20 protein-coding genes are annotated in these 22,532 nt (G+C 67.9%); all 20 read left to right on the top strand.

Annotation, left to right across the window (positions count from 1 at the left end; all coding sequences use genetic code 11):
* The first annotated feature begins 2 nt into the window (after nucleotides 1–2).
* The 20 genes from mltG to metK all read left to right on the top strand — a co-directional run bounded on the left by mltG (nucleotide 3) and on the right by metK (nucleotide 22,518).
* On the top strand, nucleotides 3–1,499 hold the full coding sequence (gene mltG / locus LRQ07_RS08945) for an endolytic transglycosylase MltG (RefSeq protein WP_256534388.1): 1,497 nt from the start codon (nucleotides 3–5) through the stop codon (nucleotides 1,497–1,499).
* A 4-nt stretch (nucleotides 1,500–1,503) separates the two neighbouring features.
* Complete coding sequence (locus LRQ07_RS08940) at nucleotides 1,504–2,316, top strand: shikimate dehydrogenase (protein WP_256534387.1); 813 nt, start codon at nucleotides 1,504–1,506, stop codon at nucleotides 2,314–2,316.
* Nucleotides 2,317–2,373: 57 nt separating this feature from the next.
* Nucleotides 2,374–3,603, top strand: coding sequence for a chorismate synthase (aroC, locus tag LRQ07_RS08935; RefSeq protein WP_131491055.1), 1,230 nt, complete (start codon nucleotides 2,374–2,376; stop codon nucleotides 3,601–3,603).
* The gene (locus LRQ07_RS08930; RefSeq protein WP_232761826.1) at nucleotides 3,587–4,108 is read left to right on the top strand and encodes a shikimate kinase; all 522 of its coding nucleotides are present in this window, start codon (nucleotides 3,587–3,589) and stop codon (nucleotides 4,106–4,108) included. The genes aroC and LRQ07_RS08930 overlap by 17 nt, the downstream gene beginning before the upstream one ends.
* Nucleotides 4,105–5,193: a 3-dehydroquinate synthase gene (aroB, locus tag LRQ07_RS08925; RefSeq protein ID WP_256534386.1), complete on the top strand. Its 1,089-nt coding sequence runs from the start codon at nucleotides 4,105–4,107 to the stop codon at nucleotides 5,191–5,193. The genes LRQ07_RS08930 and aroB overlap by 4 nt, the downstream gene beginning before the upstream one ends.
* Nucleotides 5,190–5,627 (top strand): type II 3-dehydroquinate dehydratase, encoded by a 438-nt coding sequence (locus tag LRQ07_RS08920; RefSeq protein ID WP_047519510.1) that lies wholly within the window; start codon nucleotides 5,190–5,192, stop codon nucleotides 5,625–5,627. The genes aroB and LRQ07_RS08920 overlap by 4 nt, the downstream gene beginning before the upstream one ends.
* 55 nt (nucleotides 5,628–5,682) lie before the next feature.
* Nucleotides 5,683–6,243 (top strand): elongation factor P, encoded by a 561-nt coding sequence (gene efp, locus LRQ07_RS08915; protein WP_047519512.1) that lies wholly within the window; start codon nucleotides 5,683–5,685, stop codon nucleotides 6,241–6,243.
* Between the two features lie 3 nt (nucleotides 6,244–6,246).
* A complete protein-coding gene (gene nusB / locus LRQ07_RS08910; protein WP_256534385.1) occupies nucleotides 6,247–6,657 on the top strand; it encodes a transcription antitermination factor NusB in 411 nt (136 codons plus the stop codon).
* Between the two features lie 47 nt (nucleotides 6,658–6,704).
* Nucleotides 6,705–9,665, top strand: coding sequence for a DEAD/DEAH box helicase (locus LRQ07_RS08905; RefSeq protein ID WP_256534384.1), 2,961 nt, complete (start codon nucleotides 6,705–6,707; stop codon nucleotides 9,663–9,665).
* An 81-nt stretch (nucleotides 9,666–9,746) separates the two neighbouring features.
* The gene (locus LRQ07_RS08900; RefSeq protein WP_256534383.1) at nucleotides 9,747–11,324 is read left to right on the top strand and encodes a Rieske 2Fe-2S domain-containing protein; all 1,578 of its coding nucleotides are present in this window, start codon (nucleotides 9,747–9,749) and stop codon (nucleotides 11,322–11,324) included.
* An 82-nt stretch (nucleotides 11,325–11,406) separates the two neighbouring features.
* Nucleotides 11,407–11,937, top strand: a complete 531-nt coding sequence (gene pyrR / locus LRQ07_RS08895) for a bifunctional pyr operon transcriptional regulator/uracil phosphoribosyltransferase PyrR (RefSeq protein WP_131491050.1) — start codon at nucleotides 11,407–11,409, stop codon at nucleotides 11,935–11,937.
* A complete protein-coding gene (locus LRQ07_RS08890) occupies nucleotides 11,934–12,899 on the top strand; it encodes an aspartate carbamoyltransferase catalytic subunit (RefSeq protein ID WP_131491049.1) in 966 nt (321 codons plus the stop codon). The genes pyrR and LRQ07_RS08890 overlap by 4 nt, the downstream gene beginning before the upstream one ends.
* A complete protein-coding gene (locus LRQ07_RS08885) occupies nucleotides 12,896–14,200 on the top strand; it encodes a dihydroorotase (RefSeq protein WP_256534382.1) in 1,305 nt (434 codons plus the stop codon). Before LRQ07_RS08890 ends, LRQ07_RS08885 begins: the two co-directional genes overlap by 4 nt.
* Nucleotides 14,197–14,709: a hypothetical protein gene (locus LRQ07_RS08880; protein WP_256534381.1), complete on the top strand. Its 513-nt coding sequence runs from the start codon at nucleotides 14,197–14,199 to the stop codon at nucleotides 14,707–14,709. Before LRQ07_RS08885 ends, LRQ07_RS08880 begins: the two co-directional genes overlap by 4 nt.
* Complete coding sequence (gene carA / locus LRQ07_RS08875) at nucleotides 14,706–15,884, top strand: glutamine-hydrolyzing carbamoyl-phosphate synthase small subunit (protein WP_256534380.1); 1,179 nt, start codon at nucleotides 14,706–14,708, stop codon at nucleotides 15,882–15,884. Before LRQ07_RS08880 ends, carA begins: the two co-directional genes overlap by 4 nt.
* Complete coding sequence (gene carB / locus LRQ07_RS08870) at nucleotides 15,884–19,171, top strand: carbamoyl-phosphate synthase large subunit (protein WP_256534379.1); 3,288 nt, start codon at nucleotides 15,884–15,886, stop codon at nucleotides 19,169–19,171. The genes carA and carB overlap by 1 nt, the downstream gene beginning before the upstream one ends.
* Nucleotides 19,168–20,013 (top strand): orotidine-5'-phosphate decarboxylase, encoded by an 846-nt coding sequence (gene pyrF, locus LRQ07_RS08865; RefSeq protein ID WP_256534378.1) that lies wholly within the window; start codon nucleotides 19,168–19,170, stop codon nucleotides 20,011–20,013. The genes carB and pyrF overlap by 4 nt, the downstream gene beginning before the upstream one ends.
* On the top strand, nucleotides 20,006–20,902 hold the full coding sequence (gmk, locus tag LRQ07_RS08860) for a guanylate kinase (protein ID WP_256534377.1): 897 nt from the start codon (nucleotides 20,006–20,008) through the stop codon (nucleotides 20,900–20,902). Before pyrF ends, gmk begins: the two co-directional genes overlap by 8 nt.
* Before the next feature lie 80 nt (nucleotides 20,903–20,982).
* Nucleotides 20,983–21,237: a DNA-directed RNA polymerase subunit omega gene (gene rpoZ / locus LRQ07_RS08855; protein WP_017204385.1), complete on the top strand. Its 255-nt coding sequence runs from the start codon at nucleotides 20,983–20,985 to the stop codon at nucleotides 21,235–21,237.
* An 87-nt stretch (nucleotides 21,238–21,324) separates the two neighbouring features.
* On the top strand, nucleotides 21,325–22,518 hold the full coding sequence (metK, locus tag LRQ07_RS08850) for a methionine adenosyltransferase (RefSeq protein WP_256534376.1): 1,194 nt from the start codon (nucleotides 21,325–21,327) through the stop codon (nucleotides 22,516–22,518).
* Nucleotides 22,519–22,532 lie beyond the last annotated feature (14 nt).

Below are 22,532 nucleotides of genomic sequence, written 5' to 3'. Positions count from 1 at the left end.
CGATGTCCGAACGCGACAACGAAACGCCGCGGCACGACGCAGATTCCCGCCTGGGGGATCTCTTCGAGAACCTCCCCGAGCCGACCGCGCAGATTCCCACGGTCGACAACAGCGCGCCCGTTCCGGGTTCGCGTCGGGCGGCCAGAGAAGCGGCCGCGGGGGAGTCCCGCCCCGTCACCGGTGCCGATACAGCGGCCGAGGCTTCTCCCGTGCCTGTTCGCGCTTCTGCGGACGACGCCGTCGCCGCCGCCGGTGGGGTGCCCTCGCCGACTCCGGTCCGTGCCTCCGCGGATGCCGCGGACACCCCCACCCGTGCCGTGCCCCGGATCGAGTCGCCTTCGGGTGCCGCGGCGACACCGGAGCCTGTGCTCGGCGGTGGGCTGGACGACCTCTTCGTTCCCCATGACGATCACATCGACGCCGCGCCGAAGAAGAAGCGCCGCAAGGGGTGCTTGATCGCGCTGATCATCGTCCTGGTGATCTTCGGTGGTATCGCGGCGGCCGGAGTCTGGGTGGCGAACACCTACGGCGAGAAGATCAGTGACGCGATGGGCTGGGGCGATTCGAAGGACTGGGAGCCGGGTCTGGCGACCGGCGAGGCCTTCGTCACGATCAAGGAGGGCGACACCGGCTCTCCCGTGTCGACCGCACTGTACGAGGCGGGGGTGACGAAGACCGAGAGCGTCTTCTACGACTACCTCGTCGACGAGAACATCGCCGTGATCTTCTACCCGGGCGTGTACAAGCTTCAGACGAAGATGACGGCCGAGGCCGCCCTCGCGGCACTCCGGGACGACGCGAACAAGCTCGAGAACACCGTCTCGGTCGCTGAAGGTGGAACCATCGTCTCCTCCCTCCCTGCCATGGCCGAGACCCTCGGTCTGCCGCTGGCGGACTTCGAGGCGGCCGTCAAGGATCCTTCGCAGTACGGCGTGGAAGCGCAGAGCCTCGAAGGCTGGTTGTTCCCGGCCGTCTATACGTTCGATCCCGAGGTCACGGCCACGCAGGTCATCCAGCGCATGGTCGATCGTACCCGCGAATCGCTGGCCGCTGCGGGGGTCCCCGCCGGCGACGAGGAGCGCATACTGACCATCGCCTCGATCATCCAGCGGGAAGGTCGGCTCGATGACTTCGCGAAGGTCTCGCGCGTGATCCAGAACCGTCTCGACATCAATATGAAGCTGCAGATGGACTCGACCGCGCAGTACGGCTACGGCTCGCTGCACGAGGGCGTCGTCTCGAGTTCCAAGGAAGCGCTGGAAGACGACAACGCCTGGAACACCTACGTGCGGGAGGGCCTCCCCGCGACGCCGATCGCGAGTCCGAGTGACGCCGCGATCTCGGCGGCGATGAACCCCGTCGATGGCCCGTGGCTTTACTTCGTCACGATCAACCTCAGCACGGGGGAGACGCAGTTCTCCGAGACCATGGCCGAGCACGAGCAGGGGATCGAGAAGTGGCGCGAATGGTGCCGCGCGAACCCCGACGCCGGGTGCTGACGCGGTGACGCGTACGCGACTCGCGGTCTGGGGGGACCCGATCGCGCACTCCAAATCCCCTGACCTGCATGCCGCCGCGTATCGGGTCCTCGGTCTGGAATGGGAGTACGGACGGCGTCAGGTCTCTGCGGAGGCCTTCACCGCCGTACTCGGTGGACTCGACGACACGTGGCGCGGGTTGTCGCTGACCATGCCGTTGAAGGGGGAGGGCTACCGCGCCGCTGCGACGAGGGATCGCCACGCAGAGCTCACCGGCGCCGTCAACACCCTGGTGCTCGGGGCGGCGCCCGCCGGTTTCAACACCGATGTCGGCGGGATCATCGACGCGCTGTCGGAGGCGGGGATCACCGCTGCGGAGACGGCGCGCATCATCGGTGCCGGCGCCACTGCCGCGTCCGCGCTCGTCGCCGCCTCCGAGATCGGGGTGAAGCACGTGGAGGTGCGGGCTCGACGCCCGGAGCGGGCGAAGGCACTCGTCGCCCTCGGCGACCGCTTGGGTATGCCAGTCGAAGCGCGCTCCCTCGGCGGCGGACGCGACGCGGTCGATCTGACCCTCTCGACCTTGCCCAGTGCGACCGCCCTTCCTGTCGAAACCGCGGTGGGGTTGGCCGAGACCGGCGGAGCCTTGTTCGATGCTGCCTATGCGCCCTGGCCCTCCGCCCTCGCGTCCCGCTGGAGCGACGGCACGGTGGTGTCCGGCTTGGGGATGCTGCTGCATCAGGCCGTGCGCCAGATCCGGATCTTCCGGCACGGGGATCCGGCGCTCCCGCTGCCCGCCGAAGCAGAGGTCGTCTCCGCCATGCGCGCCGCGCTCTGAGCGGACGGCGTCGAAACGCGGCGCGGCGAGGGGGCCAACCCGTGGGAGACTGGAGCAATGCTCCGCGTGCTCACGGCCGGCGAATCGCACGGCCCAGAACTCATCGCCGTCATGGAGGGCCTGCCCTCCGGCGTCCCTGTGTCCTCCGAGGCCATCCAGGCCGATCTCGCTCGTCGCAAGCTGGGCTATGGCCGTGGCTCGCGCATGAAGTTCGAGCAGGACGCGCTGACCATCTCCGGCGGTGTGCGGCACGGCAAGAGCCTCGGCAGCCCGATCGCTCTGCGCATCGGCAACACCGAGTGGCCGAAGTGGATCGAGGTCATGAACCCCGAGCCCGTGGAGCTCACCGACAAGTCCCGTGGGCGCAGCGCGCCCCTCACACGTCCACGTCCGGGGCACGCCGACCTCGTGGGCATGCAGAAGTACGACTTCGACGAGGCGCGTCCGATCCTCGAACGAGCGAGCGCGCGGGAGACGGCTGCGCGTGTCGCGCTCGGGGCGATCGCCCGATCGTTCCTCGGCGAACTCGGTATCCGCCTGGTCAGCCACACTCTGTCGATCGGCCCGGTGCGGGTGCCCGAGGGGTCTCCGCTCCCCACGCCCGACGATGTCGAGGCGCTCGATGCCGATCCGCTCCGGTGCTTCGACACCGCGACCTCCGCTCTGATGGTGGCCGAGGTCGATGACGCGAAGAAGGACGGCGACACGCTGGGCGGCATCGTCGAGGTGCTCGCATACGGCCTTCCCCCGGGACTCGGCTCCCACGTGCACTGGGACCGACGCCTCGACGCGCGTCTCGCTCAGGCGCTCATGAGCATCCAGGCGATCAAGGGCGTCGAGGTCGGCGACGGCTTCGAGACCACGCGCCGCCGAGGTTCGGCCGCCCACGATGAGCTCTTCGCCACCGCGGACGGCATCACGCGCGGCTCGGACAGGGCCGGAGGCACGGAAGGCGGCATGTCCACCGGAACCGTGTTGCGCGTCCGCGCCGGGATGAAGCCGATCGCGACCGTTCCGCATGCCCTCCGCACGATCGACACCGCCACGGGTGACGACGCCACCGCTCACCACCAGCGCTCCGACGTGTGCGCTGTGCCCGCCGCCGGAGTGGTCGCCGAGGCGATGGTCGCCGTGGAGCTCGCGAACGCCGTGCTCGAGAAGTTCGGTGGCGACAGTATCCGCGAGACCCGTCGCAACCTCGAGGGCTACCTCGAAGGCATCCCGGCGGGGCTGCGGACGACACCGGCGTCCGAGGCGGCGCTCATCGCGCATGACGAGCGCGGCTGATCCGCTGACGCTGGTGCTGGTCGGCCCGATGGCCGCAGGCAAGACCAGCGTCGGACGCCGCGTCGCTCGGCGGCTCGGCGTCGCTTTCGTCGACACGGACAAACGCATCGTGGCGGAACATGGTCCGATCCCCGGCATCTTCGCCGAGTATGGAGAGGCGCACTTCCGGGAGCTCGAACGCGCCGCGGTCGCCCAGGCCCTCGCCGACGGGGGCGTGATCTCCCTCGGTGGAGGCGCGGTCACGCAGGCGGCCACCCGCGAACTCCTGAAAGCGCATCCTGTCGTCTTCCTGACGGTGAACCCAGACGCAGTGGCGGACAGGCTCCGCGGCAGCAACCGCCCCCTCCTGTCAGGGGATGAGGATCCGGTGGAGCGCTGGAAGAAGATCTTCGAGGAACGCCGGGGGTGGTACGCCGAGGTCGCCTCGACCACCTTCGACACCTCGCGTCGTCCGATGCAGAAGATCGCGGATGACATCGTGACATGGAGGAGAGAACAGCGATGAGCACGACGACCATCAGCATCACGGGGAACGACGCCTACGACATCACCATCGGACGCGGGATACTGGATCGGGTCTCCGCCGCGCTCGCGCCGGGCGTCCGCAAGGTGCTGGTGGTGCATCCGCCCACGCTCGCGTCCCGCGCGGCCGAGCTGCGCGACAGACTTCTCGCCGACACCACCGACGGTCCGCGCGAGGTACTGCTCGCGGAGATCCCGGATGCCGAGCAGGGCAAACGGATCGAGGTCGCGGCCTTCTGCTGGCAGGTGATGGGCCAGGCGGACTTCACCCGCAGCGATGCGGTCATCGGATACGGCGGGGGAGCGGTGACCGACCTCGCCGGGTTCGTCGCCGCGACCTGGCTGCGGGGCGTGCAGCTGATCCAGGTGCCGACCACGGTGCTGGGCCTCGTCGATGCGTCCGTCGGCGGCAAGACCGGTGTCAACACCGCGGAGGGCAAGAACCTCGTGGGGGCGTTCTGGGCGCCGAGCGCCGTGATCGGCGACCTCGACGAGCTCGCCAGCCTGAGTCCCAACGAGGCGACCGCAGGATTCGCCGAGGTGGTCAAGGCCGGATTCATCTGGGCTCCGGAGATCCTGGACATCATCGAGGCCGATCCGCTCCGCGCCGTCGACACGACATCCGAGGAGTTCCGCCGCGCGGTCGAACTGGCGATCGACATGAAGGCGAAGGTCGTCTCGGATGACTTCCGCGAGGCCGGACTCCGCGAGATCCTCAACTACGGGCACACGCTCGGACACGCGATCGAGCATGCGGAACGGTACCGCTGGCGGCACGGCGCCGCGATCTCGGTCGGGATGCTCTACGCCGCCGAGCTCTCACGGCTCGCGGGTCGTCTGTCCGACTCCGCTGCCGAGCGGCACCGGACGATCCTGGAGTCGCTGGGCCTTCCGACCTCGTACCGTGCGGGGGCATGGCCGCAGTTGCTCGCCACCATGCAGCGCGACAAGAAGAGCCGCGGCGGGATGCTGCGCTTCATCCTCCTCGACGACCTCGCGAAGCCCACCGTCCTGCAGGCTCCGGACGAGTCGCTGCTGTTCGCCGCCTATCAGGAGGTCGGGGAGTGAGCCGCCGGATCCTCCTGGTCAACGGGCCGAACCTGAATCTCCTCGGTACCCGCGAGCCCGACGTGTACGGCACGGCGACTCTCGCGGACGTGGAACGGATCACCACCGAGGCCGCAGCCGCGGTCGGATTCGAGGTCCGGGCGCTGCAGAGCAACCACGAGGGCGTGCTCGTCGACGCGATCCATGCGGCACGGGAGGACTGCGCCGGGATCGTGATCAATCCGGGCGGGCTCACGCACACGTCGGTGGTGCTGCGTGACGCGCTCACCGGGGTGGCGCTGCCGTTCGCGGAGGTCCACATCTCCGATGTGCTCGCGCGTGAGGCCTTCCGCCACCATTCCTACCTGGAAGATGTGGCGGCCGTGCGGGTCGCCGGCCGTGGCGTCGACGGCTACGCAGACGCTGTGCGACAGCTCGCCGCACTCATCCCGTAGAATCGACTGTCGGTCTCGTCCGACCCCGCAGACACACGAACGGAACTCGCAGCGCATGGCATCTACCGCAGACATCAAGAACGGCGTCGTCCTCAGCATCGACGGGCAGCTCTGGAGCGTCATCGAGTTCCAGCATGTGAAGCCCGGCAAGGGTGGCGCGTTCGTGCGCACCAAGCTGAAGAACGTCGTGTCGGGCAAGGTCGTCGACCGCACCTACAACGCCGGCGCCAAGATCGAGATCGAGAACGTCGACCGCCGCGACTACACCTACCTGTACACGGACGGCGACGGCTACGTGTTCATGGACCAGACCGACTTCGACCAGATCACGGTCGGGGCCGCCACGGTCGGCGACGCGAAGAACTTCCTCCTCGAGAACCAGGCCGTCACGATCGCCCTGAACAACGGCAACCCCCTGTACCTCGACCTCCCGGCCTCCGTGATCCTGGAGATCACCTACACCGAGCCCGGCCTGCAGGGTGACCGCTCGTCGGCAGGCACCAAGCCCGCCACGCTCGAGACCGGTTACGAGATCCAGGTGCCGCTGTTCGTCGAGGCCGGCACCAAGGTCAAGGTCGACACCCGTACGGGTGACTACCTCGGCCGCGAGAAGTAAGGCGTGAGCGCCCGGACGAAGGCGCGCAAGCGCGCTCTCGACATCCTCTTCTCCTCCGATGTGCGCGGGGACGACCTCGCCGTGACCCTGGCCTCCGAGGCCAAGCGTGCCGCGAGTGAGCCCGCACGCGAGGCCTCGTGGCTCTACGCGCGCGAGATCGTCGACGGCATCATCGACACCCGCGACGAGATCGACGAGCAGATCACGACGCACAGTCGGGACTGGAAGCTGGAGCGCATGCCCGCGGTGGATCGCGCGCTGCTCCGGATCGCGGTGTGGGAGATCCTGTATAACGACGAAGTGCCGACTGCGGTCGCGATCGACGAGGCCGTCGAACTCGCGAAGGAGTTCTCCACCGACGACTCCGGGGCCTTCGTGCACGGCGTCCTCGCCCGGGTGGCTCGCGCGGCCTGACCCGTCCGACGCGTCGTACTGTCGGCGGTGGCGGAGAGGATGGAAGCATGGCTCTTCCGTTCGAACCATCCCGATCCGAGGGGCCGCCGTACGCAGACTGGCGTACGATCCTCGGTCCTTCGCGTGACGACGCGAAGACGCCCCTCGCCCTCGGTGTCGAGTTGCGGGTGCGCGACGGACGCGGGGCGAACCCCTGGGCCTCGCGACCGCAACGTACGGCCACCGCCCGCGACGTGGCGAAGCGCACGGGGGAGATCCTTCTCGGGATCCGCCCGCTCGAGCGGAGCGCCGCGACGGATGCCTGGGTGCAGGGGTCTGCGACGTGGGACGCGGTGCGGCGTTCGTCTTCGCAGTACGGGCGGGATCGATCGCGGTGGTTCGCCGACCTGCTGAGCATCGCCCGGGACACTCTCTTGTCGGGTACCGCCGGTGACTGGCTGGTCGCGGATCTGATCGAATCCGGCCTGCTGTGGGGGCACCTGCGAACCGCTGCGGACCTCGGGATACCGCTCGTCGCCACGCAGAAGAACACGAGCGTCGCCGTGGCGGAGCAGGCCACCATCGGCGCGACGATCGGACGCGCCGAGGACGGAGGGCTCGTGGTGCGCCCCGACATCACGATCGACGGCCGCGAGGTCGAGCCCCGGGACGTCCGGGCGATCGGTCGCAGCGGCGTGTACGAGATCGCGCAGCACGGCACGCGTCTGCACGTGACACTCGCCGAGGTACCGCTCAGCGAGCCCGTCCACGCCCTGATCGGTCCCGCGGCGGGTCTCGAGGTTCCGGCGGGCGACGAAGCGGCGTTCTTCCAGGATGCGTATCCGCTGCTCGGGCGTCGGATCGCCGTGCGCTCCGCCGACCGTGTCGAACTGCCTGCGCTGCCCGCACCTCATGCCGTGCTGGAGCTGTCGTTCCGTCGGGGTGACACGGTCTCCTATACCTTCGCGTGGGAGTATCGCGGATTCGGACGGGTTCCGTTCGCCGCCAGTGATCATGCGGTGCGCGACACCACGGCGGAGGCGGCGCACCGCGACGCGCTTCAGAACGTCTGGACCGAGCATCTGGGGGAGGCTCTCCAGGCCACGGGCTCGTTCCACGACGTCGCGGCAGCCGAGTTCGTCACCCGGATCGTCCCCGCTCTCGAAGCCCACGGCGTCACGGTGGTGGTCTCGGGCCGGCGCAAGAGCTATCACGAGCTGACGGGCGACCCGGAGATCACCGTGTCGACCGTGGAGAGCACGGATCCGGACTGGTTCGACCTCGGCGTGCTGGTCAAGATCGATGGGCGCACGATCCCGTTCGAACCGCTGTTCACGGCACTGAGCACTGGTCGGAAGAAGCTCCTCCTCGTCGACGGCAGCTACTTCTCGCTGAACCATCGATCCCTCGATCACCTGCGTGAGCTCATCGACGAAGCGGGCGCGCTCGACGAGTGGGAGACGGGTCCTCGGATCAGCCGGTATCAGACAGACCTCTGGGAGGAGTTCGAGGACCTCGCCGACGAGGCTCTCCCGGCCGTCACCTGGCGCGCCACCGCCGACGCTCTGCGTCGTGCTTCCTCCGTGCCCTCGGTTCCGGTGCCGCCGGCGGTGAACGCCACGCTGCGGCCGTACCAGAAGGAGGGGCTGGATTGGCTCGCATTCCTCTGGAACCACGGCCTGGGAGGAATCCTCGCCGATGACATGGGACTCGGCAAGACGCTCCAGCTCCTCGCACTCATCGCACACGCCAGGGAGGCGGGGGAGCATCGCCCGTTCCTGGTCGTCGCACCCACATCCGTGCTGGCCACCTGGCGGAGCGAGGCCGCTCGATTCACGCCCTCGCTTCGGGTGCTGCTCCGGGCGAGCACCCAGGGTCCCGGGTTGGTCGACCACCTCGGCGAGACCGATCTCGTGATCACGACCTATGCCGTCGCCCGGCTCGATGAGGCCGAGTACGCGGCTGTGGATTGGGCGGGGCTCATCCTCGACGAGGCGCAGTTCGTCAAGAACCCCGCGACGAAGCTGCACCGCGCCGTCGCTTCCTTCTCGGCCGATGTGACCTTCGCCGTCACCGGAACCCCGATGGAGAACAGCCTCAGCGAGCTATGGGCACTGTTGAAGCTCACGGCGCCCGGACTCTTCCCGTCGGCGCGGAAATTCCGCGAGCGGTACATCCAGCCGATCGAGCAGGGCAAGGTGCCGGAGAACGAGGAGGGCGGCGAGTACCGGCAACGACGCCTCGCGCAGTTGCGACGACGGATACGCCCGTTGCTGCTGCGGCGCACGAAGGAGATCGTCGCTCCGGAACTCCCTGCGAAGCAGGAGCAGATCCTCGAGGTCGAGCTCGGTGCCTCCCACCGCGCCCTGTACGAGACGGTGCTGCAGCGGGAACGTCAGAAGGTGCTGGGCCTACTCGAAGACCTCGATCGCAACCGTTTCATCGTGTTCCGCTCGCTCACCCTGATGCGGATGCTCAGCCTCGCTCCCGGTCTCATCGACCCGGAAGACGCGAAGATCGGTTCGCGCAAGCTCGACGTCCTCCTCGAGAGGGTGATCGAGCTCCAGGCCGAGGGCCACCGGGCCCTGGTGTTCAGTCAGTTCACCTCCTTCCTCGACCTGGCCGCAGCCCGTCTGGATACCGCGGGAATCCCGTACGCCCATCTGGACGGGACGACCAGGCATCGCCAGAAGGTGGTCGACGGATTCACCGGCGGGGAGCAGCCGGTGTTCCTGATCAGCTTGAAGGCAGGGGGATTCGGCCTCACGCTGACCGAAGCCGACTACGTGTTCCTCCTCGACCCGTGGTGGAATCCCGCGGCGGAGGCGCAGGCGATCGACCGCACGCACCGCATCGGACAGGACCGTCAGGTGTTCGTCTACCGGATGATCTCCACCGGGACCATCGAAGAGAAGGTGCTCGAGCTGCAGCGCCGCAAGGCCCGGTTGTTCACCGCCGTCCTCGATGAGGAAGCGCTGTTCGCACAATCGCTGACCGCCGACGACATCCGCGGCTTGTTCGAGGGGTGAGATGAATACTCCCGGCTCGGTCGACCGGCCGCACAGGGAGCCCTCGGTACAATCGAACGGTTCACTTTCGGGAGGAATGCAATGCGGATCACCGGACTCGGCCACGCCGGGATGTTCATCGAGACCGTGGGCGGGAACATCATCTGCGACCCGGTTCTCGGACCCTCCTTCTACGGATCCTGGTTCCCGTTCCCGGACAACCGGGGGCTGGATTGGGAGCGATTCGGCCGCGAAGCCGACTTCCTCTGGATCTCGCACCGCCACCGCGACCACTTCGATCCGCGTCTCCTCGAGCGCTACATCCGCAAGGACATCGAGGTGCTGCTCCCGGAGTACCCGACCGATGATCTCGAGAAGGACATCCGCGCGCTCGGCTACACGAACATCACCTACGCTCCGGCAGGTCAGGTGATCCAGCGCGGCGACCTCAAGATGATGATCACGCCGCTGCGCGCTCCCAGCGACGGACCGATCGGCGACTCCTCGTTGAGCGTAGACGACGGCACCGGTTCGGTGCTCAATCAGAACGACTCGCATCCACTCGACCTCGAGAAGCTGCTCGACTTCGGCACGCCCGACGCCTACTTCACCCAGGTCTCCGGTGCCATCTGGTGGCCCATGGTCTACGACCTGCCGCTCGACGCGAAGCAGAACTTCGCCCGCCTCAAGCGCGAAGCGCAGAACAAGCGCGCCATGTACTACATCGAGAAGGTCGATGCTCCGCACGTCTTCCCGATGGCCGGTCCGCCCATGTTCCTGCGCGACGATCTGTTCGACTTCAATGGTCTGGGCAAGAACGGCGAATCGATCTTCACGGACCAGAAGCAGTTCCTCGCGCACATGAAGGAGCTCGCTCCGCAGTACGACGGTCAGCTCTTCATCCCCGGGACCGTCGTCACGGTCGAGGGAGGTAACGTCACCTCCGAGCAGACGCTCTACAGCGACGCCGAGATCGCTCACATCTTCGACGAGAAGTGGGAGTACCTCGAGGAGCAGCGCGCGAGCCGGCAGCAGGAGATCCGCGACGAAGAGGCGTCTCGTGCCGAGATCATCCCCCCGGCCGAGATGCTCGAGGCGATCAAGACCTGGTGGGAGCCGTTGCTGAAGAAGTCCCGCACGATCCGGTTGGGCGTCGGCGGATGCGTGCGCTTCCGCATCGGCGAGCTCGACATGGTCGTCGACTTCCCTCGTGCGAAGGTCCGCGAGTACGCGGGGGAGGAGTGCGTGTACTGGTACACCATCCCCGCAGATCTCGTCTCCACGAACATCGTCGATCACGAGATCGACTGGTCGAACTCGATCTTCCTCTCGATGCAGTTCTCGGTGGGGCGCAGCGGCAAGTTCAACGAGTTCCTCACCACGTTCCTCAAGTGCCTCTCGGTCGACCGGATCGAATACGTCGAGAACTGGTATCAGGAGCAGACGGATCAGACGGAGGATGCGGAGATCGGGGACTGGGTCGTCCAGCGGCGCTGCCCGCACCTGCGCGCCGACCTCACCCGAACGGGCACCGTCGACGAGGACGGGATCCTCACCTGCAGCATGCACGACTGGAAGTGGGACCTGAAGACCGGTCGATGCCTCTCCACGGCCGGGCACCCGATCCGTTCCGCCAAGGTCGACGACGTCACCGATCCCGTGCTGCAGGAGGCGAGCTGATCGCGGAGAGCCCGCGCTCCGATAGACTGGCCTGACTAGCAACCTTTAACACCGTCCTGTGAGGCGGAGAAGGGAGCGGCCGATGAGCATGCGCACCGTGCTGCACGAAGCCGACATCTCACGCGCGCTGACCCGTATCGCGCACGAGATCCTCGAGTCCAATCGAGGAGCCGAGAACCTCGTCCTGCTGGGAATCCCGACCCGCGGGGTCACTCTCGCCCATCGCCTCGGCCTGCTGATCAGCGAGATCGCCCAACAGTCCGTTCCCGTCGGCGCGCTCGATGTCACCCTGTTCCGGGATGACCTCGCCAAGCACCCGACCCGTTCGCCGCAGCCCACGGAGATCCCGGTCGGAGGCATCGACGGCAAGACGGTCGTGCTCGTCGATGATGTGCTCTTCTCCGGGCGGAGCATCCGGGCCGCACTGGACGCGATCCAGTCGATCGGCCGCCCCGCTGTCGTCCGGCTGGCGATCCTGGTCGACCGCGGGCATCGTGAACTTCCGATCCGGCCGGACTTCATCGGCAAGAACATCCCCTCCGCGCGCACGGAGCGCGTCAACGTGCGCCTCTTCGAGAACGACGGGGCCGAGGAGGTGACGATCGGCGAATGAGGCATCTCCTCGACACCCGTACCCTCGATCGGGCCACCGCACTGCGCATCCTCGACGTCGCCGAAGACATGTCGGACACGCAGTCCCGCGAGGTCAAGAAACTGCCGACACTGCGCGGCAAGACCGTCGTGAACCTCTTCTTCGAGGACTCGACCCGCACGCGCATCTCGTTCGAGGCAGCCGCCAAGCGTCTCTCCGCCGATGTGATCAACTTCGCCGCGAAGGGCTCCAGCGTCTCCAAGGGCGAGAGCCTGAAAGACACGGCGCAGACGCTCGAGGCGATCGGCGCCGACGCGGTCGTGGTCCGGCACCCCGGCTCCGGAGCGCCGCAGACCCTCGCCACCAGCGGCTGGATCTCGGCCGGCGTGGTGAATGCCGGGGACGGCACCCACGAGCACCCGACGCAGGCGCTGCTCGACGCCTTCACCATCCGCAAGCGTCGCTTCGGTGGCGACAGCCGAGGACGGGACCTCAGCGGGCTGCGGGTCGTGATCGTCGGTGACGTGTTGCACTCCCGGGTCGCCCGTTCCAACGTCTGGCTGCTCACCACCTTGGGTGCCGACGTCACCCTGGTCGCACCACCCACGTTGGTGCCGCAGAACGTGTCTCTCTGGCCGGTTCGGGTCGAGTACGACCTCGATCGGGCGCTGGCGGAGGACCCAGACGCCGTGATGATGCTGCGTATCCAGCTGGAACGGATGAACGCGGCGTATTTCCCGACTGAGCGGGAGTATTCCCGCCGCTGGGGCCTGGACGCACGGCGTGTGGGAGGTCTTCCGGCAGGTAGCATTGTCATGCACCCCGGACCCATGAACCGGGGACTGGAGATCTCTTCGGAAGCTGCCGATTCCCCCCGCTCGACGGTGCTGGAACAGGTGACGAACGGGGTGTCCGTCCGCATGGCGGTGCTGTACCTGCTGCTGGCAGGAGAACGAGACGACGAACGAGGGGGAGACCTGTGAGCGAGACCCTCGTCATCACTGGCGCACAGTTGCTCGGTGCCGAGAGCGCCGACATCATCATCGAAGACGGCCGCATCGCCGACATCGGTCAGCGATTGCATCGCGCCGGTGCGCGCATCATCGACGGCGCGGGGCTCGTGGCCCTGCCCGGGCTCGTCGACCTGCACACGCATCTGCGCGAACCCGGCTACGAAGCGTCGGAGACGATCCTCACCGGGACGAGGGCCGCAGCCGCCGGTGGTTTCACCGCGGTGTTCGCGATGCCCAACACCTCTCCCGTGGCGGACACCGCCGGAGTGGTCGAGCAGGAGCTCGGCCTGGGCGAGGCAGCCGGTTATGCCACCGTGCAGCCCATCGGCGCCGTCACGGTCGGGCAGAAGGGCGAGCGTCTCGCGGAACTGGGAGCGATGGCGTCGTCCCGCGCGAAGGTGCGCGTCTTCAGCGACGACGGCTTCTGCGTGTTCGATCCGCTCATCATGCGCCGCGCGCTGGAGTATGTGAAGTCCTTCGGCGGGGTCATCGCCCAGCACGCTCAGGATCCTCGTCTCACCGAGGGTGCCCAGATGAACGAAGGCATCGTGTCGGCCGAACTCGGTCTGAGCGGCTGGCCCGCGGTGGCGGAGGAGTCGATCATCGCCCGCGACGTGCTGCTGGCCGAGCACGTGGGATCACGCCTGCACGTCTGTCACCTCTCGACGGCAGGGTCGGTGGACATCATCCGCTGGGCCAAGAAGCGCGGCATCGACGTCACCGCTGAGGTCACCCCGCACCACCTGTTGCTGACCGACGAGCTCGTGCGCGGCTACGACGCTCGCTATAAGGTCAATCCGCCGCTGCGTCGCGAAGAGGATGTGCACGCCGTGCGCGAGGGCCTCGCCGACGGAACGATCGACATCGTGGCCACCGATCACGCACCGCATCCGAGCGAGAACAAGGCGTGCGAGTGGCAGGCGGCCGCGAACGGCATGGTGGGCCTCGAGAGCGCGCTCCGCGTGGTGCATCAGTCGATGGTGCAGACCGGGCTGCTCGAATGGTCCGACGTCGCGCGCGTCATGAGTTCGACACCGGCACGCATCGGTATGCTCGCCGGCCACGGCACTCCGCTCGACGTCGGACAGCCGGCCCACCTCACGCTGTATGACGCTTCTGTCGACGGCGTCTTCACGGCGGCGGATCTCCACGGCCGGAGCGTGAACTCGCCCTACCTCGGCCGGACGCTCCCCGGACGCGTGGAGTACACCATCCACGGCGGCACCCTCACCGTCGACGGAGGACACGTCGTCGAGGAGCTCCGCGCATGAGCGCTCGGGACCTCGCCGTCGCGATCATGATCGCGGTGGCGCTCCTGATTCTGCTGGCGATGCTCTTCGCCTGGCGACGACGAATGCGCCGCGATTCCGTGTTCACGGCGCCGCTCGGAGTCCCTGAGCATGCGGAGATCGTCCGCCGCGACGAGGTGCTGTACGTGTCGACGACACGACACGAGCAGCCGCTCGAACGCCTCGCGGTGTCCCCTCTCGCGTATCGGGCACGCGGCGAGCTCGCCCTCACGGATCGCGGCATCGCCCTCTGCCTCGACGGAACCCCGACGGTCTTCCTCGCGAACGAGCGGCTCGTCACCGTCGATCGTGCCACCGTCACGATCGACCGCGTGGTCGAGCCCGGCGGCCTCGTGCGCATCGCCTGGAAGATCGCCGACGACACCGTCGTCGACAGCTACCTGCGCCTCGCCACCGGCGAGCCTCAGAACCTCATCTCCGACCTGCAGCGGCTCGTCCCCGCCGCCCCCGACACAGGAGCAAAGTCATGACTCTCTCGACACCCGCCGGGCAGGCCCCCGCGGCCCAGCTGCCCGACCCCGCCGTGCTCGTCCTGGAGGACGGCACGCGTCACGCCGGACGCGCCTACGGCGCACGCGGACGCACCCTCGGCGAAGTCGTCTTCGCGACCGGCATGTCCGGATACCAGGAGACCATCACGGACCCCTCGTACGCGGGTCAGATCGTCCTGCAGACGGCACCGCACATCGGCAACACCGGCATGAACGACGAAGACGCCGAGTCGCGCCGCATCTGGGTCTCCGGCTACATCGTGCGCGACCCTTCGCGCGTCGTCTCGAACTGGCGCGCCAACGCGTCGCTCGACGATGTGCTCGTCCAGGACGGCGTGGTGGGCATCAGCGGGGTCGACACCCGTTCGATCACGCGCCACATCCGCTCAGCCGGCTCCATGCGCGGCGGCATCTTCTCGGGCGCCGATGCGTCGCTCGACCCCGAGGAGCAGGTGCGCATCGTCCGCGAGGCACCCGAGATGGCGGGACGCAATCTGTCCGCCGAGGTCTCCGTCGACGTCGCGACCGTGACGACCGCGATGGGGGAGCGGGTCGGCAACCTCGCCGTACTCGACCTCGGTGTGAAGCAGGCGACGATCGACAATCTCGCGGCCCGCGGCTTCGAGGTGCACGTACTCCCGCAGAACGTGACCATCGATGAGATCCGAGCAGTGGACCCCGTCGCCGTCTTCTATTCGAACGGCCCCGGTGACCCCGCGGCCTCGGGCGATCACGTCGAGCTGCTGCGTGCGGTGCTCGACGACGGGCTGCCGTTCTTCGGCATCTGCTTCGGCAACCAGCTCCTGGGCCGTGCGCTGGGTCTCGGCACCTACAAGCTGCCGTTCGGCCACCGTGGCATCAACCAGCCCGTGCTCGACAAGCAGACCGGCAAGGTGGAGATCACCGCCCACAACCACGGCTTCGCCGTCGAGGCTCCGATCGAGGGGACCTTCGACAGCCCGAACGGGTACGGCAAGGTCGAGGTCAGCCATGTCGGGCTGAACGACAACGTCGTCGAGGGACTCCGCGCTCTCGACATCCCGGCCTTCTCGGTGCAGTACCACCCCGAGGCGGCAGCGGGCCCGCACGACGCCAACTATCTCTTCGACAGGTTCCGTGACCTGGTCATCGCCAGCCAGAAGGACTCCAAGTAATGCCCAAGCGCGACGACATCAACTCCGTCCTCGTCATCGGTTCCGGCCCGATCGTCATCGGCCAGGCCTGCGAGTTCGACTACTCCGGTACTCAGGCCTGTCGTGTGCTGCGCGAGGAGGGTGTCCGGGTCATCCTGGTCAACTCCAACCCCGCCACGATCATGACCGACCCCGACTTCGCCGATGCGACCTACATCGAGCCGATCACGTGGGAGGTCATCGAGACGATCATCGCCAAGGAGCGCCCCGACGCGATCCTGCCGACCCTCGGCGGACAGACCGCGCTGAACGCCGCGATCGAGCTCCACAACCACGGCATCCTCGAGAAGTACGACGTCGAGCTCATCGGCGCCAACTTCGAGGCAATCAACAAGGGCGAGGATCGCCAGATCTTCAAGCAGCTGGTCCTCGACGCCGGCGCCGACGTGGCAGACTCCCGCATCGCACACACGATGGAGGAGGTGCTGGCTGCCGCGGACGAGCTCGGCTACCCGATGGTGGTCCGTCCCAGCTTCACGATGGGGGGCCTGGGCTCTGGCTTCGCCTACGACGAGGAAGACCTCCGTCGTATCGCCGGAGCGGGCCTGCGCGACTCGCCCACCACCGAGGTGCTCCTCGAGGAGTCGATCCTCGGGTGGAAGGAGTACGAGCTCGAGCTCATGCGCGACACGGCCGACAACACGGTCGTCGTCTGCTCGATCGAGAACGTCGATCCGGTCGGCGTGCACACGGGTGACTCGATCACGGTCGCTCCGGCACTGACCCTCACCGACCGCGAGTACCAGAAGATGCGCGACATCGGCATCGACATCATCCGCGCCGTGGGCGTCGACACCGGAGGCTGCAACATCCAGTTCGCGGTCGATCCGAAGAACGGCCGGATCATCGTCATCGAGATGAACCCGCGTGTCTCGCGCTCGAGCGCCCTGGCGTCGAAGGCCACCGGCTTCCCGATCGCGAAGCTCGCAGCCAAGCTGGCCCTGGGCTACCGCCTCGATGAGATCCCGAACGACATCACCGGTGTGACGCCGGCGAGCTTCGAGCCGACGCTCGACTACGTGGTCGTCAAGGTCCCGCGCTTCGCCTTCGAGAAGTTCCCGGCTGCGGACGCGACGCTGACCACGACCATGAAGTCCGTGGGCGAGGCGATGGCGATCGGCCGCAACTACGCGACCGCCCTGCAGAAGGCGCTCCGTTCGCTGGAGAAGCGCGGTTCGAGCTTCCACTGGGGTGCGGAGGAGCGTTCCGTGGAGGAGCTGCTCGAGATCTCGAAGACGCCGACCGACGGTCGTATCGTCACGCTGCAGCAGGCATTGCGCAAGGGTGCAACGGTCGAGCAGGCCTTCGAGGCGACGGCGATGGACCCCTGGTTCCTCGACCAGATCGTGCTCATCAACGAGGTCGCGGAGATCGTGCGCACGGCGCCCGAGCTCGATGCCGCCACTCTCCGCTACGCCAAGGAGCACGGCTTCTCGGACGCTCAGCTGGCCGAGCTCCGCGGAACCTCGGAGGCGGAGTTGCGCGGGGTGCGCCATGGCCTCGGGATCCGACCGGTCTACAAGACGGTGGACACCTGTGCCGGCGAGTTCCCGGCGCTGACTCCGTACCACTACTCGAGCTATGACTTCGAGACCGAGGTCGCTCCGTCCGATCGGACCAAGGTCGTCATCATCGGCTCCGGTCCCAACCGCATCGGTCAGGGTGTCGAGTTCGACTACTCGTGCGTGCATGCCTCGTTCGCGCTGTCGGATGCGGGCTTCGAGACTGTCATGGTCAACTGCAACCCGGAGACGGTCTCGACCGACTACGACACCTCGGATCGCCTGTACTTCGAGCCGCTGACGCTCGAGGACGTGCTGGAGGTGCTGGACGCGGAGGCCGCGAGCGGGACGATCCTCGGTGTCGTCTGCCAGCTCGGCGGTCAGACGCCGCTCGGCCTCGCGAAGGGCATCGAAGCGGCGGGCTACACCGTGCTCGGCACCAGCCCCGAGGCGATCGACCTGGCGGAGGAGCGCGAGCTCTTCTCCCGCCTGCTCGACGAGGCCGGTCTGGTCGCCCCGCGCAACGGCACCGCGATCGACGTCGACGGCGCTGTGCGTATCGCCGAGGAGATCGGCTACCCGGTTCTGGTGCGTCCGAGTTTCGTGCTCGGCGGCCGCGGCATGGAGATCGTCTACGACACCGCGTCGCTCCGGGACTACTTCGTGCGCACCGCGGGTGAAGTCGTGATCGAAGAGGGCAAGCCGCTCCTGGTCGACCGATTCCTCGATGACGCGATCGAGCTCGATGTGGACGCCCTCTACGACGGCACCGACCTGTTCGTCGGTGGTGTCATGGAGCACCTCGAAGAGGCCGGGATCCACTCCGGCGACTCCAGCTGCACGTTGCCGCCCGTCTCGCTCGGCCGCACCGACGTGGACCGCGTGCGGGAGGCCACGCTCGCCATCGCGAAGGGCGTGGGCGTCCGCGGACTGCTCAACGTGCAGTTCGCCATCAGCGCCGGAGTGCTCTACGTGATCGAGGCGAACCCGCGCGCCAGCCGTACCGTGCCCTTCGTCTCGAAGGCGCTCGGCATCCCGATGGCCAAGGCGGCGAGCCGCGTGATGACCGGTTCGACGATCGCCGAGCTGCGCGCCGAAGGCATGCTTCCCGAGCAGGACGGCTCGCGGGTCCCGCTCGACGCGCCGGTGTCCGTGAAGGAAGCGGTGCTTCCGTTCAAGCGGTTCCGCACCGCCGACGGCAAGACGGTCGACTCCGTGCTCGGACCGGAGATGCGATCCACCGGGGAGGTCATGGGGATCGACCGCGACTTCCCGACCGCATTCGCGAAGAGCCAGGCCGCGGCCTACGGGGGCATGCCCACGTCGGGGACGGTGTTCATCTCGGTCGCCGACTCGGACAAGCGCGCCGTCATCCTTCCCGCGCACCGTCTGCGACAGCTCGGCTTCACGATCGTCGCGACCGAGGGGACCGCCGAGATCCTCTCGCGCAACGGCATCGCGGTCACCGTCGTCGAGAAGTACAGCTCGACGCAGGAGACGGGCGCGAAGAACATCGTCGACCTCATCAACGAGGGGGAGATCGACATCGTCGTGAACACTCCCTCCGGTGGCACAGCCCGCGCGGACGGCTACGAGATCCGTGCCGCAGCAGTCGCAGCCGACAAGGCACTGTTCACCACGATGGCGGTGCTCGGGGCGGCCGTGAGCGGAATGGACGCCGCCCATGAGGGCTTCCAGGTCAAGAGCCTCCAGGAGTACGCACTGGACCGGAAGGCGGCACTGTGAGCGCACGCTTCGGCGAGCGGGTCCGCTCCGTGCTCGGCGCACAAGGACCCCTCTGCGTCGGCATCGACCCCCACGCCGCGCTGCTCGCGTCGTGGGGACTGTCGGACGACGCGCAGGGCGTGCGGGAATTCGGCCTGCGGACCGTCGAGGCTGCCACCGGGAGAGTCGGCTTCGTGAAGCCGCAGGTGTCGTTCTTCGAGCGCTTCGGCTCCCGGGGCATCGCCGCGCTCGAAGACGTCCTCGCCGCAGCGCGCGCCGCCGGCCTCATCGTGATCGCCGACGCCAAGCGGGGCGACATCGGGTCGACCATGGATGACTACGCACGCGCCTGGCTCACGCCGGGCTCGCCGTTGGAGGCGGACGCACTCACGGTGAGTCCTTTCCTCGGTGTCGGTGCCCTCGACGGGGCCTTCGCCCTCGCCGGAGAGCACCACAAGGGACTCTTCGTCCTCGCGGCGACCAGCAACCCCCAGGCCGAGGGGCTCCAGCGGTCCATGTCATCCGACGGGGCGACCGTGTCGGCATCGATCATCTCCGAGGTCTCGGGACGCAACGCCGAGCAGGTCGGGGCAGGGGAGTGGGGGAGCTTCGGCTTCGTCATCGGCGCCACCGTGGAGTGGGCCCCAGCGGGTATCGAACCCTTCGAGCCCGTCGCCCCCATCCTGGCTCCGGGCTTCGGTGCGCAGGGTGCTGCTCCCTCCGACCTGCGGCCGCGCTTCGGTGCGCTGTCGGACGCCGTGATCGCGAGCGAGAGCCGCAGCATCCTCTCCGCAGGCCCGGTCGACCTGGCCCGGACCGTCGCCGCACGCGCGGCCGAGTATCTCGAGGTGGCCGGTGTCTGACGCCCAGCGGACCGTTCCCGAGGTCGATCGAGCTGCGGCCGCCCGCCGTGCGGTCGAACGTCGCCGTGCCAGAGCGTCCGTCAAGCGCGACCTGACGATGCGGGTGGTCACGCCGCAGGCGGTGCTGCGTCGCGCCACAGCGGACGCCGACTCCGTCGAGGGGTCGATGCGCATCACCGACTTCCTGCTGGCTCTCCCCGCCATCGGTGCGGGCAAGCGCGACCGGATCCTGGAGGAGCTCCACATCTCGCCGGTCAAACGTCTCGGAGGCCTCGGCGCACGTCAGCGGCGTGCACTGGAGACGTGGCTCGACACGCGCTTCCCGGTACCGGAGCCGCGTGGGGAGCGGAGTCGCCTGCTCGTGCTCGCCGGCCCGACGGCCGTGGGCAAGGGAACGGTGGCCGCGCATATCCGTGAGCACAACCCGGAGATCCATCTGTCGGTCTCGGCGACCACGCGGCCGCCTCGTCCGGGCGAGATCGACGGTGTCCACTACTACTTCGTGGATGACGCGGATTTCGACCGGCTGATCGCCGACGACGAGCTCCTCGAGTACGCGGTGGTCCACAATCGCTCCCGGTACGGCACCCCGCGCGCACCGATCGACGCCGCTTTGGCCGAGGGCAAGACGGTCCTCCTCGAGATCGACCTGCAGGGGGCGCGTCAGGTGCGGCGAGCGGAACCCGCCGCGACGCTCATCTTCCTGCTGCCGCCGAGCTGGGATGAGCTGGTGCATCGACTGGTCGGGCGCGGCACCGAAGAGGCCGAAGAGAGGGCCCGCCGATTGCGTACCGCGAAGGTCGAACTGGCCGCCCAGAACGAGTTCGATCACCTGATCGTGAACGAGGACGTCGCCACCGCGGCCCGCGAGGTCGTAGAATTGTCTTGAAGCTCTGCGCGCTGAGCGTCTTCGCGCGCCTTTCGCACCGTCTTCGCGACGATCCCGTCGCCTGATCAGGAGGTCTCACCATGGCCGGACACAACAACGGCATCATCGATCCCCCCATCGACAACCTGCTCGACCGCGTCGACTCCAAGTACGAGCTCGTGATCTACGCCGCAAAGCGCGCGCGCCAGATCAACGACTACTACTCGGACCTGCACGAGGGCAACCTCTTCGACAACGTGGGCCCGCTGGTCGATTCCTCCGTCGAGGACAAGCCGCTCACGATCGCGCTGCACGAGATCAACGAGGACAAGCTCCGCCTGCGTCACGCGGAGTGATATTCGAGACTGCGCCTCCCGTCTGTCGGAGGCGCAGTCCAGAATGGGTGCCACACCCCCTTCTGTCCGTCCCGTTCTGGAGAATCGATGAGCGCGCTGCGTCTGTTCACGTCCGAGTCCGTCACCGAAGGGCATCCGGACAAGATCTGCGACCAGATCTCGGACAGCATCCTCGATGGTCTGATCGCGAAGGACCGCGGTTCTCGCGTGGCCGTCGAGACGCTCGTCACGACCGGCCTCGTCCACGTTGCCGGTGAGATCCGCACCGAGGCCTACGTCGATATCCCGACGATCGTCCGCCAGGTCGTGAACGGTATCGGCTACACCTCCAGCGAGACCGGCTTCGACGGCGCGTCCTGCGGCGTGAGCGTCTCGGTGGGGGAGCAGTCCACCGACATCGCTCACGGCGTCGACAGCGCGCAGGAGCACCGCGACGGGTCGTCCGTCGATCCGCTCGACGGGCTCGGCGCCGGCGACCAGGGCATCATGTTCGGCTTCGCGACGAACGAGACGCCCCAGCTGATGCCGATGGCTGCCTGGACCGCACACCGCCTGGCGGAACGTCTCACCGAGGTCCGTCGCAGCGGAGTGCTGCCGTTCCTGCGCCCCGACGGCAAGACTCAGGTCACGCTGGGCTACGACGGCTTCACGCCGAAGACCGTCGACGCGGTCGTCGTCTCCACGCAGCACCACCCGGAGATGTCCCAGGACGAGCTGCAGGAGCAGGTGCGCCGGCACGTCATCGACCCGGTCCTCGCCACGACGGGCCTCGACCTCGACGACGTCACGCTCTACATCAACCCCGCGGGCCCGTTCGTCACGGGAGGCCCGAAGGGCGACGCCGGACTCACCGGACGCAAGATCATCATCGACACCTACGGCGGGGCAGCGCGCCACGGCGGTGGAGCGTTCAGCGGCAAAGACCCGTCGAAGGTCGACCGCTCCGGCGCCTACGCCACGCGGTGGGTGGCCAAGAACGCGGTGGCGGCAGGACTCGCCGACCGTCTCGAAGTGCAGGTGGCCTACGCGATCGGCGTCGCGCGTCCGGTCGGCCTGTACGTCGAGACCTTCGGCACCGGAAAGGTCTCGGACGAGGTGATCACCCGGGCCATCACCGATGTGTTCGACCTGCGCCCGCAGGCGATCATCGAGCAGCTCGACCTTCTGCGGCCGATCTACGCCCAGACCGCGGCCTACGGTCACTTCGGTCGAGAGCTCGCCGACTTCACCTGGGAGCGCACCGACCGCGCCGAAGAGCTTCGCCGCGCTGCCGGGCTCTGATGGGACCGCGGTCC

It is taken from the genome of Microbacterium sp. J1-1 (assembly GCF_024498615.1).
In the GTDB taxonomy this organism is placed as follows: domain Bacteria; phylum Actinomycetota; class Actinomycetes; order Actinomycetales; family Microbacteriaceae; genus Microbacterium; species Microbacterium aurugineum.
This window is presented reverse-complemented; position numbering and strand designations above follow the sequence as displayed.

Bases quoted from the DNA above. Each gene is read 5' to 3' on its own strand.
- aroC (WP_131491055.1), top strand. From the start codon at position 2,374: ATGCTCCGCGTGCTCACGGCCGGCGAATCGCACGGCCCAGAACTCATC.
- efp (WP_047519512.1), top strand. From the start codon at position 5,683: ATGGCATCTACCGCAGACATCAAGAACGGCGTCGTCCTCAGCATCGAC.
- LRQ07_RS08890 (WP_131491049.1), top strand. From the start codon at position 11,934: ATGAGGCATCTCCTCGACACCCGTACCCTCGATCGGGCCACCGCACTG.
- LRQ07_RS08880 (WP_256534381.1), top strand. From the start codon at position 14,197: ATGAGCGCTCGGGACCTCGCCGTCGCGATCATGATCGCGGTGGCGCTC.
- metK (WP_256534376.1), top strand. From the start codon at position 21,325: ATGAGCGCGCTGCGTCTGTTCACGTCCGAGTCCGTCACCGAAGGGCAT.
- carA (WP_256534380.1), top strand. From the start codon at position 14,706: ATGACTCTCTCGACACCCGCCGGGCAGGCCCCCGCGGCCCAGCTGCCC.
- pyrR (WP_131491050.1), top strand. From the start codon at position 11,407: ATGAGCATGCGCACCGTGCTGCACGAAGCCGACATCTCACGCGCGCTG.
- aroB (WP_256534386.1), top strand. From the start codon at position 4,105: ATGAGCACGACGACCATCAGCATCACGGGGAACGACGCCTACGACATC.
- rpoZ (WP_017204385.1), top strand. From the start codon at position 20,983: ATGGCCGGACACAACAACGGCATCATCGATCCCCCCATCGACAACCTG.
- mltG (WP_256534388.1), top strand. From the start codon at position 3: ATGTCCGAACGCGACAACGAAACGCCGCGGCACGACGCAGATTCCCGC.
- LRQ07_RS08900 (WP_256534383.1), top strand. From the start codon at position 9,747: ATGCGGATCACCGGACTCGGCCACGCCGGGATGTTCATCGAGACCGTG.
- carB (WP_256534379.1), top strand. From the start codon at position 15,884: ATGCCCAAGCGCGACGACATCAACTCCGTCCTCGTCATCGGTTCCGGC.
- LRQ07_RS08930 (WP_232761826.1), top strand. From the start codon at position 3,587: ATGACGAGCGCGGCTGATCCGCTGACGCTGGTGCTGGTCGGCCCGATG.
- LRQ07_RS08905 (WP_256534384.1), top strand. From the start codon at position 6,705: ATGGCTCTTCCGTTCGAACCATCCCGATCCGAGGGGCCGCCGTACGCA.